The following is a 14,182-nucleotide window of genomic DNA, read 5'->3' on the forward strand; positions in this document are numbered from 1 at the left end:
GCTGCGCAGAATCCAGAAGTTGCCGGAGCTGGTGAGATCGTTTTTCCGCCACCCGGACTGCCGATATACAGCAGCATGACATTACTTTTTAAAAGATTAGTATCAGCAAGGGTTTACAGCACTATTGACTGAGACTGGCATGGAAAGCACCTTTCGTCGGAAAGGTCCGGCGATAGCTCTCTTAAGTCATCACCGCTAGGGCGAGGAACGCTCAATGCTGGCCCCGTCTGGCTCAGGGCGTGCCGCGGTTCATCCCCCGCAGGTGCGGGGAACGCCGGATCAAGAGCGAGGCCATTTTGCCCAACCGCGGTTCATCCCCGCAGGCGCGGGGAACGCGACCTTCCAGCCAGGCTCGGAGCGGCCAACAACGGTTCATCCCCGCAGGCGCGGGGAACGCCTGCCGCCAGTGGGCGCTAATTTCTGCCTCCCCGGTTCATCCCCGCAGGCGCGGGGAACGCGCTTCAAGCTCGGCTTCAAGCTCGTCGCGCTCCGGTTCATCCCCGCAGGCGCGGGGAACGCGCCTGGGTGCTGCACGACGAGGGCACCAACAGCGGTTCATCCCCGCAGGCGCGGGGAACGCCCCAGCAAAAACCGAACCCACCAGCGCCTACCCGGTTCATCCCCGCAGGCGCGGGGAACGCGAGAGACGCCGGACCAGCAAGAGCTATATAGGCGGTTCATCCCCGCAGGCGCGGGGAACGCTTTTTTATGGCACGCATATGAGCGCCAAAAAACGGTTCATCCCCGCAGGCGCGGGGAACGCTGTGCTCGAGCGTGCCGCAGTCGTAAGGAGGCCGGTTCATCCCCGCAGGCGCGGGGAACGCTCCTCCTCCAGCTCCCTGCACCGCTCTGCCAGCGGTTCATCCCCGCAGGCGCGGGGAACGCAGCGCCAGACGGCCGGCAATGGGCTCTCAATCCGGTTCATCCCCGCAGGCGCGGGGAACGCCGCGCGTGTTCACCAGCCAGGACGGGCGCAAGCGGTTCATCCCCGCAGGCGCGGGGAACGCCGCTGATGCAGGCCGATACGGGGCAACAATGGCGGTTCATCCCCGCAGGCGCGGGGAACGCCACGGCAATCTCCTCCTTTGTGCTGGCTGAGCCGGTTCATCCCCGCAGGCGCGGGGAACGCGTAGGTACGTAGCTGATCCAGAGCATCCGGTTCGGTTCATCCCCGCAGGCGCGGGGAACGCCTTGATGCTGTCTGGTCAGCGAGGGGCGATTACGGTTCATCCCCGCAGGCGCGGGGAACGCTTGACCGGCGTCGGATCGCCTGGACCGGCCTCCGGTTCATCCCCGCAGGCGCGGGGAACGCCCGCTCAAGCCGGTGGATCAAGTACCTTTCCGCGGTTCATCCCCGCAGGCGCGGGGAACGCACTTAGCATAACCAATTGTTCCATAAAGAAAAAATTGACTGCTAAAAATCTACCGATTTTTTCTTGTTAAAGATCGGGCTTTTCCGGGGGTTGAAAAGCGACCAGATGCAGACCGTCAAATTCGATGGGAATTCGACGGCTCGGCCCCAGGGTCTGGAACTCGTAACCGGATTCGTGATTGCTCGCCCAAGCCATGACCACATTGCCGTCCTCGTGCCCCTCGGCCAGTTGCTGCCAGATCATCTCGCGGATGCGTCGGGAGACATCGCCGATATAGACGCCGGCGCGTACCTCCAGCAGCCAGATGGCCATGCGGCCGCGCAGGCGGGGCGGGACGTTTTCAGTGATGACGACAATAAAGCTCATCACTGCGACCTGTGCCCGGCGTCGCCGGTGCTTTCGGGATTGGGAATGGCAGGCGGTACGGACTCCGGCGGCGCTTCGGGCGGGGAGATGTCGCCGGCCGCCAGTACCTCCTCGATGGTCGGGATGATTTTGCCCAGCAGCTTGCTGGAGCGAAAAATATCCCGGCAGGCCAGGCGCACCTCCCGCTCCGGCTGCATCGGCGACTTGGCGGCAATGCGGAAGGCCACGGGCACAACGGTGTCGAACTTGAACAGATCGGCCACGTCGTAGACGAACGACAGCGGCTTGCCGGTATGGATGAAGCCCACCGCCGGGGCGTAACCGGCCGCCAGTACCGCCGCCTCGGCGATGCCGTACAGGCAACTGGTCGCCGCCGACAGGCAGCGGTTGGGCACATCCGCGGCATTCCACTGCTGGCGGTCGTAGTTGCGCGAGCGCCAGTCGACGCCATACTGCCTGGCCAGCAGCTTGTAGGTTTCCCGCACGCGAGCACCCTCGATGCCCCGCAGCTGCTCCACGCTGCGCCGCTCCGGGGCCTTTTCCTTGAAGCGCAGTTCGTACATCTTGCGCACCACCTTCAGGCGCAGTTCGTCGTCCAGCGCCAGCCTGGCCTGATACAGCAGGCGGTCCGCGCGGGCGCCGCCGGGCTGGCCGCTGGCGTACAGGCGCACACCGGCCTCGCCCACCCAGACCAGCAGGGTGCCCACGGTCGAGGCCAGATGCACAGCGGCATGGGAAACCCGGGTGCCTGGTTCGAGCATGATGCAGGCCACCGAGCCGACCGGGATGTGCATGCGCACGCCGTTCTGGTCAATCACCACGAAGGCGCCGTCCAGCACGTCGATTTGTCCGTACTGGACGAAGATCATCGACACTCGGTCCTTCATCGGCAGGGGCTTGAGGGGCGGCAGCATCAGCAGCGCACCACGCTGAGCAGGCCGCAACCGAAGGCCTTGGCTGGGCCGATGCCGTTGACCAGCGCCTGACGTACATCGTCGGCCTGGGCAACCTGCAGCAGCCCCTCGAAACACGCCCGCTGCACCATGATCGGCGCACTGCCCTTGCGCCGGCTGTCCAGCAGGTCGGTGGCGCTGACCAGTGCCGCCTGCACCTCGAAACCATGCCGCTCGCCCTGGCGCTGCAGCCAGGCCAGTTGCTCGGCTTCGCCGAGCAGGCCGTAGCGCTTGCCGGCACGGGTCACGGTGGGGTTGGCCAGCAGGCGGAAGCGGTACTGTCGTTGGGGCTGGATGAGTGCCTCCAGATCCAGGGCCTTGCTCTCGGCAGGTTGCTGCAGGTAGCCCGGCAGGGCCTGCAGGACATCCCAGTTGCCGGACTCGCGGGACTGCACCAGCAGGGTCGGACTGGCCCAGGGATTGGCCCCCGTTTCCAGGCGCCAAAGAAAGCGCTCGGGTGTTCCCTGCTTGTCGGACACGAAGGTCCGCACCAGAGTGCGGTGCATGTCGTAGGCATCGGCCAGATCGCGGCGCGCCTGGGCGCTGCGGGGGTCAAGCGTCAAGCGGGTCAGGTACATGCATCACTTCCTGTTTGACGAAACGTGGCCCGAAACGCCGCTCGGCAAAGGGGCCGACCGGCTGATCCAGGCGCACCGAGCCTTCCTGGGGGTCTTCCAGCGCCAGGCGCCAGGTGGTGCCCTCCGGTACTACCAGAGCCGGATAGGTCTGCAGGGCGGCCAACAGATCCGCTTGCTGCATGCCATCCGGCAAAAATACTGGCTTGCTCGGCACGAAGCTCTTGCGGCCCAGCGCCAGCGACCAGACCGGCGCCCGAAGGGCGGCCTGGATGTGCTCGAGCAACGTGGTGTCGGCGCCTTCCAGCCCGACCAGGAAAACCGCATCGGCCAGGTAGAAGCGCGGGCTGACCACGGTGCGCTTGAAATCCGCCTTGCCGCTGGCGATCAGCACACCGGTGGCCGTCTGGTAATCGCGCATCGGCACGCCCTCGCGATCCACCCGCACGCCCATGCGCAAAGCCGCCAGATCCTCCAGCGGTTCGCTGCGATCCCGTCCCAGAGCGGCACAGATGAGGCCGAGCACGCCGGACTTGGACGGCTCGAGCTGAGTATCGCGCTCGTCGAAACGGCTGGTCGTGCCCCAGGACTGCATCGGCCCCTGCAAACGCAGTAGCAAGGTGGCCATTGCTCAGTCCTCCAGTTCGGCGGCGACCTGCTCCTTCACCCAGCGGGCCAGGCCAGCCAGATTGGGCTGGGCTTCGCCCTTCCCTTCCGGCCAGGCGCCACTCAGGTCGAGGTAGGCCCAACGGTCGCTCGGATCGGCATAAACGCCGGCCATCAGGCTCTCATGCCTGGCCAGTTCGGCTACCGACAGGCTGCTCAGCGCCTGCTCGCGCCCGGGCGCCACCGGCTTCTCGAAGGCGTTCGCCAGGTTGAGCGGGCTGGCACGGCGCAGGCAGACGCCGACGAAGGCCGGCAGGTTGTGGGCGGCGAAGGTGTTCTGCTTGCCGGTGGGGATGGCGCGCACCTTGGCCTGGGTGAAGGCCTCCAATGCTGCCAGGGTCAAATCCCGGTCGTTCTGCAGGTTGGCCAGCAGCTTGTGAGCGTCGACCACTGCATAGCGATAGAAGGTCGCCGAGTTGAACTCGACCTGACCGATCATCCCGGCGCCGGTTTCCTCGGGCCCGCCCTTGTCGTCCACAGCGGTGAAATAGTCGAACTCGCGCTCGACGCGGTGGGTGCTGATGGCATGGGCGACCTGGCAGGCGGCATCCTGGTTCACTTCCGGCAGGTCGGCGAGCATGCGGCCGAACAGCGCCACATCCACCGCCTTGCCGCCATTGAGCAGGGCCCTGGCCTTTTTCACTACCTCGGCGGGTGCGCTGGCTTTCGCTTCCTTCTTGCCCTTCTTCTCGCCGCCGACAGGTGCGGTAGCCAATTCGTCCCAGTGCTCCTCGATCAGCTCGGCGAATCCCGCAATTTCGCCCTCGCCGAGGAACAGCAGGTATTCGGTCTTGCCGTCGTCCTTGAGCTTGAGGCCGGCGGCAGCCAGGGCGGTTTCGATCTTGCCCCTGGCTTCTTCCAGGTCACGGCCTTGCAGTTTTTCCTGCAGCAGATCCAGCAGTTTCTTGGTCCGCACACCGCAATACTCCGGCGCCACCAGTTCATGCTCCTGCGCCGCCAGACGAATCGCCCGCTTGAAGCACTGGCTGCTCACCCGCGCCCGGCGATGGCCGCCGAACAAAGCCTCCTTGGGCGCGCCGGTGTCGTCACGGTTGAGGTTGGACGGGGCGAAGTTCTGGATCAGATGGAACTCGACGAACAAGGTCATGACATCCCTCTCAATCTTGGGTAACGGCAGGGTTTTGCGGCTCGGAAACCTGGGCCAGGATGCGATAGAAGTCCCGCGCCCAGCGCTGGCGTATCTGGTCGCGCCGCTCGGGATCCAGACGCGGGTTCAGCCAGAAGCCGAGATCCTTGAGCAGGGCGGCGTAATCCACACCGAGATCGTCCGCCGCCAGCAGGCTGACCACCTGGCGCAGGTAGTCGGGCAGGTTCTCGGCATCGGCACCGAGTAGGGCGATGAAGCGTTTTTCAATGCTGCCGCTGCCGCGGCGGCGCATCAGCTCGCCGAAGCTCGCCGCCAGACTTCGGGACGCCGGTTGCGGATGCAGGGCGAACAATCCGGCTACTACATAAAGGGCCAGGCGCTGCGGATCCTGGGCATGGCAGTCGGTGGGGGCGAAACGCTCGACATGGGGATAGGCCGGCGGATAGGCGCCAGGGGCGAAGCCCTGGCTGCGGCGCAGTTCCGCCAAAGCCCCGGCATTGCTCTCGCGCAGCCGGGTCAGATACGCAACGAAGTTCTGCGCGAATTCGCTCATGCCTGAGCCTCCTTGGTGTTTTTCGGATTCGAAACGGCCGGCTGCAGATCGCGCAGCAAACCTCGGAAGCGCGGCCAGGCGCGGGCCTCGGCGCGCAGCGCCAGGGGCGACTGCCCCAGATTGCGGCGCAGGATCTCCCAACAGACCTCGGCCGCCTGCAGCAGACAGGCCGACCAATGACGGCTGGCTCCCGCGCCATCGCCTGCGCCGATGCGCTGAAGCAGGGTCGGCAGGGCATGTTCGGCCGTGGCGAAGAAGCTGGCGGCCGAGGCGCCAGCATCCAGCACGGCCCGTGCCCGAGCACGGGTGTCCTTGTTGCGCGGGTCGGACATGGTGTCGGCGAGCATGCTGGTGGCCAGCGTACGGATTTGCTCGTGCAGCGCCTCGGCGCGGCGCATCTCGCTGCGCAGATAGCCGGCCAGCTGGGTCTCGGCCAGCATCACCGTCGGCAGGGCGATCTGCTCGCAACGCCAACGCAGGAGCTTGGCCTGGTCGCTGGCGAGTCCGGCGATCAGCAGGGGTTGTTCACGCTGGAAGGCGCCGAGGTACACATGCAGGTTAGCGGCCCACCCCAGCACCGTGGCCGGCTGGGATGCCTTGCCTTCGGCATCGGGCAGCAAGGCCGGCAGATCGCGCCAAAGCGCCCTGCCCTCGGTGAAACTCAGCCGTACCAGGCTGTTGCTGCCGGCACGGTAGCTGGCCATCGGATCGGGCGCATTGGGATCGTCGCCCAGGGCGATCCCCGCCGCAAAGCGCAGCCACTGCACCTGTCCCGCCTCCGTCTCCAGCAGCAGCACCGCGCGACTGAGGCGGGTGTAACGATCGTTGGCCCCCGTTGCCAGGGAGGGTTCGGCAAGCAGATCCCGACGCTGCGCCGGAGTGCGCTCCCAACTCGGCAGATCTTCCCGAATCGAGGCCGGATGCAAAGCCAGACAAAGGGTCTGCTGCAGATTGGCGCCAACCGGCAGCGCGGCCGCGGTGTTGGCCAGGGGACCGGCCTTGTCGGAGTCGCGCAGGGTCTTGACCAGACCGCCCGGGGTGAACTGCAGGAAACCCAGCAGGCTGCGCAGGGCCAGGGCAGGCGCTATCGAAGTCGGAGTCACGTCGCAGGAGTGATCGAATACTACCGGCGCGTTGCCATTGGCGCTGGCCAGGGAAATCTGCGTCCAGGGTTTCTGCCTGTCGCGGGTTTCCTCGAGGGAGGCCAGCGCCGCCACCTGCAGGAACGGCTGCTCGGGGTGGAACAGCCAGAACCGCTCGCGCCAGTGCTCCAGATAGTCGCACAGCGCCTCCTGCGGCAGTCCCTCGCGATACCAGCGGGCACGATCCTTGTCCCTCCAGGGGCCGTGCGCCCAGGTCAGCGCTCGATGAGTGATGGCCAAGAGCAGCCGGTATTCGGCAATCAGGCTGGGCGGCGCGGTTTCCGCCAGGGCCTGGATCTCGCCAGCCCGTTCGAAGAGCTCGAGCAGGCTGACATCGCGCACTCGGCCATCGGCAAGGCGCACCGGCAGCCAGGACTCGTCGAGCAGATTGAAACGCCGAGTCATGCCTTCTCCTCGGGTTGGATGGCGGCCTCGTAAACCAGCCCCAGGCGCTCATCCAAGCGCAGCAGCAGCTTGCCGATCGCGCAAGTGCCGTTTCCCAGCACCAGGGGCTTGAGATGGCGCAACAGGGGATGCCCGGCAAAGGCCGGCGGTGCATCCAGCGCAGCGAAATGCGCGACCACCGCCTGGCGACCGAGCTTGAGCTGGCGGCTGTAGAGCTGCCTGGCCAGGGCATCGGACAGGGGCCGCTGCGGATCGAAGACATCCCCATCCGGCTGTACGCTCCAGCCACCGGCCACCTGATACACCGGCACCAGGGTGATGACGTCATCGCCCAAGCGGGTGCGGTTGGTCAGTCCAAGGCCTTCGCCTTCCTCGTTGCCGCGCGGTTTTTCCAGGTAGGCGTTCAGCGGTTCGGCGGCCGGATCGATGGCGATGTTCACGGCCAGTTGCCGCTCGGTGTTGAACCGGGCGTTGTGCATGCCATAGGCCTCGACGTCGATATAGGCGAGCGCCTCGGCCTCCAGGTCAGCCGGCAACAACGTGTCGCCATAGACCGCCTGCACCAGCCGGTCGATATCCTGCGGCAACTGCAGGATCTGCTCGCGGGACAGCAAGGCCCAGGTGCGGCCGAGGATGTAGGGCTCGTAGACGAATTCCCAGGCGGTTTTCTTCAGTTCGGGCAGGCGCTGCGGGTCCAGCCCGGCGACGAACAGCCGCGCCTCGGCATGGGCCTGAGGCCTCACCCGTCGATGGCGGTGCAGGCGCCCGGCACGCTGCAGAATCAGGTCGACCGGCGCCAGGTCGGTGATCAGGAAGTCGAAGTCGATATCCAGGGACTGCTCGGCCACCTGGGTGGCGATCAGCAGCGCCCGGCCGGGGCGCTGCTGGTTCGGGGCGCGCTTGCCAAACATCTCCAGCACCTGCCGCTCCCGCTCGCTGCGCTCATCCGCCGGGAAACGGGCGTGGAAGAGGATCAGCGTTACGTCTTCGCCCAGCAGCGGCTGCAAGTGGCGATACAGCTCCTGGGCACGATTGACCGTGTTGACGATTAGCCCACCGTAACCGCCGGATTCGAGCAACTGACAGGCACGGGCCACCAGGTCGTTCAGGTCCTCGCCGATGGTTTCGAGAATGATCGGCGGCAAGGGCCGGGAGTCGAAGGTCGCACCGCGCAGACCCCGATCGTCCGCCAGCAGCAGGCGTGGGTAGGGCAGCTCCGGCACCTCGGCCAACGACACATTCCAGGCCTCTAGCAAGGCGTTGCGGCGCTGCTCGGGCAGGGTCGCGCTCATCAGCACCACCGACGAACCCAACGCCTTGAGCCAGCGCAGCAGGGATTCGATCAGGCCGGTGGTGTAGGTGTCGTAGGCATGCACCTCGTCCAGCACCACCACCCGATTGGCCAGGCCCCATAGCCGGACGAAGTGATGCTTGACGTTCAGCGTGGCGAACAGCGCCTGGTCGACGGTGCCGACGCCGTAGGGCGACAGCAGCGGGCGGCGCCGCTGGGAGAACCAGGCTGCCGAGCCGACACTGTCGTCCCCCTCGCCATGGATGCCGCGCAGGCGCTGCACCCGCTCGTCCAGCAAAGCGCCGCCGTGCACCAACTGGACGTCCAGCGGCTGCCGGTCGTTGAAGGCCTTCAGGAAGGTCAGCGACCGGTCGAACAGGGCATTGCCGGTTGCCTGGGTCGGCAGCGCGACATACAGGCCGCGGTGCCGGTTGACCGCCTGCAGGCGCAGGTGGGCGAGAAAGGCCAGCTCGGTCTTGCCCTCACCCATCGGCGCCTCGACCAATAGCAAGGTCGGACCTTGCACATCGGCCAGCAGCCGGTCGCCTTCCTTCTGCAAAGGCCGAGCGTCCAGCCCTTCGCGATCCACGATGCGCCCGATCAAGCAGTCGGTCGTCGCCTCCTCCTGCAACAGAGCGCGATAGGAGGTCCAGCCGATCTCCCGCAGGGCCAGGGCGGCAAGTTTCCTGGCGTGTTCAAAGTGTTCGACCAGCGAATCCGCCCGTTCGCCCAAAGGAAACCAGTCGGGATTGGAGCCGATCCAGTCGGCTACGCTGGTCAGCCCCGCCAGCCACTCCACGGCGGCCAGCGGCAACTCCTCGGCCGCAGGCACGCCTTCGGGCGCCAGCGTCTGCCAATAGCTGTCGAACAGCACCTTGCGTGCCTGGGACCAGGCAGGCGTCTCGAAAGCCGGCTTGGCGTCATTGATTTCCGGACGATCAAGGTTGTAGCCATGATGAGCACTGATCCCCTGCAGCACACCCAGCACCCAGGTCAGCTCGGCGCCTAGCGCGGGCAGATGCTCCCAAAGCAAGGCGGCACTGGCGCAATCATGATCGGTGACGCGCAGGGAGGGCTCGGCAAACGCCAGGCCGCTCGCCTCGACCAGCTCCCGACCCTGCGGCCACTTGGCCTGGAAGCCGGGAATCGCCTTGCCGAAGTCGTGCAGACCGACCAGCGTGGCGACATGGCGCGCGAAGAATTGCTCGGGCAGGCCGAACTGTCTGGCGAAATGTTCAAGGGTGCCTGGTGGCTCATGCTCCAGCAGCACTTCGGCCACGGCGGCCACATCCAGCAAATGGGCAAGCAATCCATGCCCCAGCGGATCGCCGCTCTTGGCCCAGAGCCGACGGGTCTGTGGGGCGAGTTGGGAAAATCGGGATGCCATGCATGTACCTCCTGTCGCAGCGCGGGAAGCCACTCCTGGCTTCCTGCGCTGTAAATTACTCCGACAAGAGATAGAAGCACAATGACATCATTGCTTTCGCGAAGAACTGCCAATCACTCGCATTCCTGATCACATCGAGAGCCTAACCTTGCTCACGGTAAAGGCGCCAGTCGGCCGCTCCACGTGAATACGCTAGAATCGGCACCATGAAACGCTCCTCACCCGACGCATCGCACACCGACCGCCAGTCTCCCTCTCCAACCATCGAGGCCCCCATGAAAGACCAACTCCAGGAACTCCTCCACAGGATCAGCTCGGGCTGCCTGGGCGAAGAGGAAATCGCCCGGATTGCCGACGAGGCGGCGCAGGCCTTTGCCGACCCGCAGGCCTTCCTCACGGCCAATCCGGACATCAACTACGACGACAGCTTTCCCATTCCGCTGGGCGAGTGGGTGGTGGTGGGCAGCCTGCCGGAGACGGTGCTGTTCCAGGGGGACACCCCTGAAGAGCTGTTCCAGCAGATCGTCGCCTCGTTCGGCCCGGAGGTGCCCTTCGTACTCAAGCCCAAGCAGCTGCACAAGGTGGAACCGCTGAAGGCGCTCAACCGCATCCAGGTGCAGTTGAGCAGCCTCTACCCGGAGAAGGGCGGCTATGTGCTCGTGGACTTCAGCGAGCCGCTGGACGACGAGCTGCAGACCGTGCTGGTGTACACCTGCGATCTCGAGGCGACGCTGCAACTGGCGGCCGAGGCGGGCATCCATGCCGCCCCGGCCTACCAAGCGCTGCGCGCGAAACTGGACGCCTGAGAGGACGCGTGCCGATGCCCGCCGTGCGTTACCTCGCCAATCCCCTCCTCCTCTGGCGCCTGGCCTTCTTCGGCTGCCTGACGGCGGTGCTGGCGCTGTCCCTGATCAAGGACGTCAGCCCGCCGTTGGATACCGGCTGGGACAAGGGCAACCACCTGCTGGCCTTCAGCGTGCTGGCCTTCCTCGGCCGCCTGGGCTTTCCCGAGCGGCGCTACCTGCTGCCGTCCGGCCTGCTCCTCTACGGGCTCGCCATCGAGGGCCTGCAGGCGCTGACCGGCTATCGCATCGCCGACTACCACGACCTGCTCGCCGATCTGCTGGGCATCACCGTGGGCAGCCTGATCGCCGCCGGCTGGCTGTGGCGCAAGCGCTAGGAACAAGCCGTAGGCGGATAGCCGCGGCTTCCTACTATAATTAGCTAGCTCGATAGCCCCTGCCCCGGAGAATGCAAGAAGAAGGATCACGTAGACAGGCTATCCCCCTTGTCCGGCAAGACAGGGATTTCTCGCGAAACCGTCGCAGACGGAGATCATCTCGCCCTGGCAATGGCGCAGTGACCAGGGCAATCGACTCAGCCACCGCTGAAGCCCGGCTGGCGCAGAAAGGCGACGACCTGCTCGGCCTCGAAGGGCCAATTCAGCTCGTCGCCGTTGTCCAGTCGCCGCAGCACGGGGATGCGCAAGCCATAGCGCGCGACCCGGCTCTCGTCCTCGGCAATATCGACCAACTCGACCAGCAAGCCGTTCTCGACAAAGGGGATCAGCAGCCCCTCGGCCACCTCGCAGAGATGGCAGCCGGGGGTTCCGAACAGTTGGCACTCGGGAAGCACGGGAGCCTCCTAACGACAATGAACTTGAAGTTTAACATGCAACCAAGACAACCTATGGTGAAACCACAAGCCGCTCAGTTAGGCGGCTTGCCTGGCCGCCACCGGCATGCGGCGGCCATTGCCCACCACGTGATGAGGACCATCCCGCATGATCATGGACAGCAACCAAACCCCGCCGCCATCCTCTGACCACCTCAGCTGCAGCTGGGAGCCGTGCGCATCGGCCTCGGTACACCGGAGCAACCTGCAGCGCGCCCAGCAGGCGGTGATCGACGAATTCCACACCTTGCTCGATGACACCGAACGCCTGCTCCGCCACAGCACCGAGGTGACCAGCGACGAGGCGGACGAACTGCGGGCGAAGATCGAGAGCAACCTTGACCGCGCCCGCGAGACGCTCAAGGACAGCGAGGCCCGTCTGCGCGAGCAGGGACAGGCGGCACTGCAGGCCACCGAGGAGTACGTGCACAGCCATCCGTGGAAGTCGCTCGGCATCGCCGCCGGGGTCGGCCTGTTGTTCGGCCTGCTGGCCGGTCGCCGCTGAGCGCCTGGGGAGTCGTCGCCAATGGATGTCTCGCCACCGCCGCCGCCCGGGGAAGATCGTAAGCCGTCCCTGAAACGGTTCGGCGGAGCCCTGCTCGGACTGCTGCACAACCACCTGGAGTTGCTGGGCATCGAACTCCAGGAGGAGAAAACCTACGCCTTCCAGCTGTTCCTCTGCGCCAGCCTGTGCCTGCTGTTCGGCCTGCTGCTGCTCATCGGCCTTTCCGCGGCCGTGGTCGTCGCCTTCTGGGATAGCCACCGGCTGGCCGCCATCTTCGGCCTGTGCCTCGCCTACGGCCTGGCCCTGCTGTTCTGCATCGCCCGCACGCTGAAGCTGGCGCGGCGCAGCGAGCATCCATTCCAGGCGACCCTCGAGGAACTGGCGCGCAACCGGGAGCTGCTGCCATGAACCCACCCCGCCGTACCCCACTGGGCATGCGCAAGGAGCTGGTGCGCCTGCGCATGGAGATGCAGCGCCAGCAACTCGACTATCACGCCGAACCCCTGCGCCATCCGCTGCGTCAGCTCGGCCACCTGTTCGCGCCCACCAGCCGCTCCGCATGGGGTAAAAGCACGCCGCTGACCTTCGGCGGGGTGCTTCTGCTGACCCTGTTCGGCAAGCGTCTGGGCCGCTTCGGCAAGCTGGCGCGCTTCGCCCTGGAGGTCTATCCCCTGGTCAACGCCGGCCTCAGGCAGTACCGCGAATCCCGTCCGCCGAAGCATCCGCAGGTTCCGCCCAAGCCCCAGGCTTGACGGATTCCTCGCGCTGTCCAAGGATGCGCTGGCAGTCGCGCGGCAGTCCGGGCGTTTGGCCCCTGCGCCGGCTGCCTACTGAACAATGAGGAACGGCTTTGGATTGGCAAACCCTACTGACCCGAGAGCGCCTGGGCAAATCGCTGCACAACGTCGACGAACTGGGCCGCAGCCCCTTCCACAAGGACCATGACCGCATCATCTTCTCCGGAGCTTTCCGCCGCCTGGGCCGCAAAACCCAGGTCCATCCGGTGTCCAGCAACGATCACATCCACACCCGCCTGACCCACTCCCTGGAGGTTAGCTGCGTCGGCCGCTCGCTGGGCATGCGGGTCGGCGAGGTGCTGCGCGATGCCCTGCCGGAGTGGTGCGGTCCCGCCGACCTCGGCATGATCGTCCAATCGGCCTGTCTGGCCCATGATATCGGCAATCCGCCGTTCGGCCATTCCGGCGAGGATGCCATCCGCTACTGGTTCAATCAGGCCGCCGGGCGCGGCTGGCTGGACGAAATGAGCGACGCGGAACGCGACGACTTCCTGCATTTCGAGGGCAACGCCCAGGGATTTCGCGTGCTCACCCAGCTGGAATACCACCAGTTCGACGGCGGCACCCGCCTCACCTACGCCACCCTCGGCGCCTACCTCAAGTACCCTTGGGCATCGCGCCACGCACCCGCCCAGGGCTACAAGAAGCACAAGTTCGGCTGCTACCAGAGCGAACTGCCGCTGCTCGAACAGATCGCCGAGAAACTCGGCCTGCCGCAGCAGGACGAGCAGCGCTGGGCACGCCATCCGCTGGTCTACCTGATGGAGGCGGCGGACGACATCTGCTACGCGCTGATCGACCTGGAAGACGGCCTGGAAATGGAGCTGCTGGACTACCCCGAGGTCGAGGCCCTGCTGCTCGGCCTGGTCGGCGACGACCTGCCGGAATCCTACCGCCAGCTCGGCCCGCGCGATTCGCGGCGGCGCAAGCTGGCAATCCTGCGCGGCAAGGCCATTGACCACCTGACCAACGCGGCGGCCCGGGCTTTCGTCGAACAGCAAAAGGCCCTGCTGAGCGGTAGCCTGCCAGGGGATCTGGTCGAGCACATGCATGGACCGTCCAAGAGCTGCGTGCTGCAGGCCAAGCGTATCGCCCGCGAGAAGATCTTCCACGACAAGCGCAAGACCCTCCACGAGATCGGCGCCTATACCACCCTGGAGATCCTCCTCGACGCCTTCTGCGGCGCGGCGCTGGAGCAGCACGGCGGACGGCGTCCGTCGTTCAAGAACCGGCGCATCCTCGACCTGCTCGGCAACAACGCACCGGACCCGCAGTGGCCGCTGTACCACGCCTTCCTGCGCATGATCGACTTCATCGCCGGCATGACCGATGGCTATGCCACCGAGATGGCCCGGGAAATGACCGGGTTTTCCGGTCACGCATAAGC

15 protein-coding genes and 1 CRISPR repeat array are annotated in these 14,182 nt (G+C 65.9%); of the genes, 6 read left to right on the forward strand and 9 right to left on the reverse strand.

Going from position 1 to position 14,182, the window contains the following annotated elements; translation table 11 throughout:
- The first annotated feature begins 307 nt into the window (after positions 1 to 307).
- Positions 308 to 1,373: direct repeats of the CRISPR family, unit length 29 nt; unit sequence CGGTTCATCCCCGCAGGCGCGGGGAACGC.
- A gap of 66 nt (positions 1,374 to 1,439) precedes the next feature.
- Genes cas2e through cas3 form a run of 8 tightly spaced genes read right to left on the reverse strand, consistent with a single transcriptional unit; the run spans position 1,440 to position 9,819 of the window.
- Positions 1,440 to 1,739: a type I-E CRISPR-associated endoribonuclease Cas2 gene (cas2e, locus tag ACYVD0_RS19785; RefSeq protein WP_460428388.1), complete on the reverse strand. Its 300-nt coding sequence runs from the start codon at positions 1,737 to 1,739 to the stop codon at positions 1,440 to 1,442.
- On the reverse strand, positions 1,739 to 2,653 hold the full coding sequence (cas1e, locus tag ACYVD0_RS19790) for a type I-E CRISPR-associated endonuclease Cas1 (RefSeq protein WP_460428389.1): 915 nt from the start codon (positions 2,651 to 2,653) through the stop codon (positions 1,739 to 1,741). The genes cas2e and cas1e overlap by 1 nt, the downstream gene beginning before the upstream one ends.
- On the reverse strand, positions 2,653 to 3,270 hold the full coding sequence (gene cas6e, locus ACYVD0_RS19795; protein WP_460428390.1) for a type I-E CRISPR-associated protein Cas6/Cse3/CasE: 618 nt from the start codon (positions 3,268 to 3,270) through the stop codon (positions 2,653 to 2,655). Before cas6e ends, cas1e begins: the two co-directional genes overlap by 1 nt.
- Positions 3,245 to 3,895 (reverse strand): type I-E CRISPR-associated protein Cas5/CasD, encoded by a 651-nt coding sequence (gene cas5e, locus ACYVD0_RS19800; RefSeq protein WP_460428391.1) that lies wholly within the window; start codon positions 3,893 to 3,895, stop codon positions 3,245 to 3,247. Before cas5e ends, cas6e begins: the two co-directional genes overlap by 26 nt.
- A 3-nt stretch (positions 3,896 to 3,898) precedes the next feature.
- Entirely contained in the window at positions 3,899 to 5,041 is a 1,143-nt protein-coding gene (gene cas7e / locus ACYVD0_RS19805; protein ID WP_460428392.1) for a type I-E CRISPR-associated protein Cas7/Cse4/CasC, read from the reverse strand.
- A gap of 10 nt (positions 5,042 to 5,051) precedes the next feature.
- A complete protein-coding gene (casB, locus tag ACYVD0_RS19810) occupies positions 5,052 to 5,594 on the reverse strand; it encodes a type I-E CRISPR-associated protein Cse2/CasB (protein WP_460428393.1) in 543 nt (180 codons plus the stop codon).
- Positions 5,591 to 7,141, reverse strand: coding sequence for a type I-E CRISPR-associated protein Cse1/CasA (casA, locus tag ACYVD0_RS19815; protein ID WP_460428394.1), 1,551 nt, complete (start codon positions 7,139 to 7,141; stop codon positions 5,591 to 5,593). Before casA ends, casB begins: the two co-directional genes overlap by 4 nt.
- Positions 7,138 to 9,819, reverse strand: a complete 2,682-nt coding sequence (gene cas3, locus ACYVD0_RS19820; protein ID WP_460428395.1) for a CRISPR-associated helicase Cas3' — start codon at positions 9,817 to 9,819, stop codon at positions 7,138 to 7,140. The genes casA and cas3 overlap by 4 nt, the downstream gene beginning before the upstream one ends.
- 275 nt (positions 9,820 to 10,094) lie before the next feature.
- Here cas3 and ACYVD0_RS19825 point away from each other — a divergent pair, with 275 nt between their 5' ends.
- Together ACYVD0_RS19825 and ACYVD0_RS19830 are read left to right on the forward strand one after the other, a co-directional pair.
- A complete protein-coding gene (locus ACYVD0_RS19825; RefSeq protein ID WP_460428396.1) occupies positions 10,095 to 10,625 on the forward strand; it encodes a hypothetical protein in 531 nt (176 codons plus the stop codon).
- 14 nt (positions 10,626 to 10,639) lie between these two features.
- Positions 10,640 to 10,999 carry a VanZ family protein gene (locus tag ACYVD0_RS19830; RefSeq protein ID WP_460428397.1) on the forward strand — a complete coding sequence of 120 codons (360 nt, stop codon included), beginning with the start codon at positions 10,640 to 10,642 and terminating at the stop codon, positions 10,997 to 10,999.
- Positions 11,000 to 11,196: 197 nt separating this feature from the next.
- Here ACYVD0_RS19830 and ACYVD0_RS19835 read toward each other — a convergent pair whose 3' ends face one another.
- Positions 11,197 to 11,454, reverse strand: coding sequence for a glutaredoxin family protein (locus tag ACYVD0_RS19835; RefSeq protein ID WP_460428398.1), 258 nt, complete (start codon positions 11,452 to 11,454; stop codon positions 11,197 to 11,199).
- Positions 11,455 to 11,608: 154 nt separating this feature from the next.
- On the opposite strand from ACYVD0_RS19835, the gene ACYVD0_RS19840 reads away from it, so the two are divergent.
- From ACYVD0_RS19840 to ACYVD0_RS19855, 4 genes are all read left to right on the forward strand, one after another.
- Complete coding sequence (locus ACYVD0_RS19840) at positions 11,609 to 11,998, forward strand: ElaB/YgaM/YqjD family protein (protein WP_460428399.1); 390 nt, start codon at positions 11,609 to 11,611, stop codon at positions 11,996 to 11,998.
- 21 nt (positions 11,999 to 12,019) lie between these two features.
- Positions 12,020 to 12,406 carry a phage holin family protein gene (locus ACYVD0_RS19845; RefSeq protein ID WP_460428400.1) on the forward strand — a complete coding sequence of 129 codons (387 nt, stop codon included), beginning with the start codon at positions 12,020 to 12,022 and terminating at the stop codon, positions 12,404 to 12,406.
- Positions 12,403 to 12,750 carry a hypothetical protein gene (locus ACYVD0_RS19850; RefSeq protein ID WP_460428401.1) on the forward strand — a complete coding sequence of 116 codons (348 nt, stop codon included), beginning with the start codon at positions 12,403 to 12,405 and terminating at the stop codon, positions 12,748 to 12,750. Before ACYVD0_RS19845 ends, ACYVD0_RS19850 begins: the two co-directional genes overlap by 4 nt.
- Before the next feature lie 98 nt (positions 12,751 to 12,848).
- Entirely contained in the window at positions 12,849 to 14,180 is a 1,332-nt protein-coding gene (locus ACYVD0_RS19855) for a deoxyguanosinetriphosphate triphosphohydrolase family protein (RefSeq protein ID WP_460428402.1), read from the forward strand.
- The last annotated feature ends 2 nt before the right edge of the window (positions 14,181 to 14,182 follow it).

Source organism: Azotobacter armeniacus (assembly GCF_054779355.1).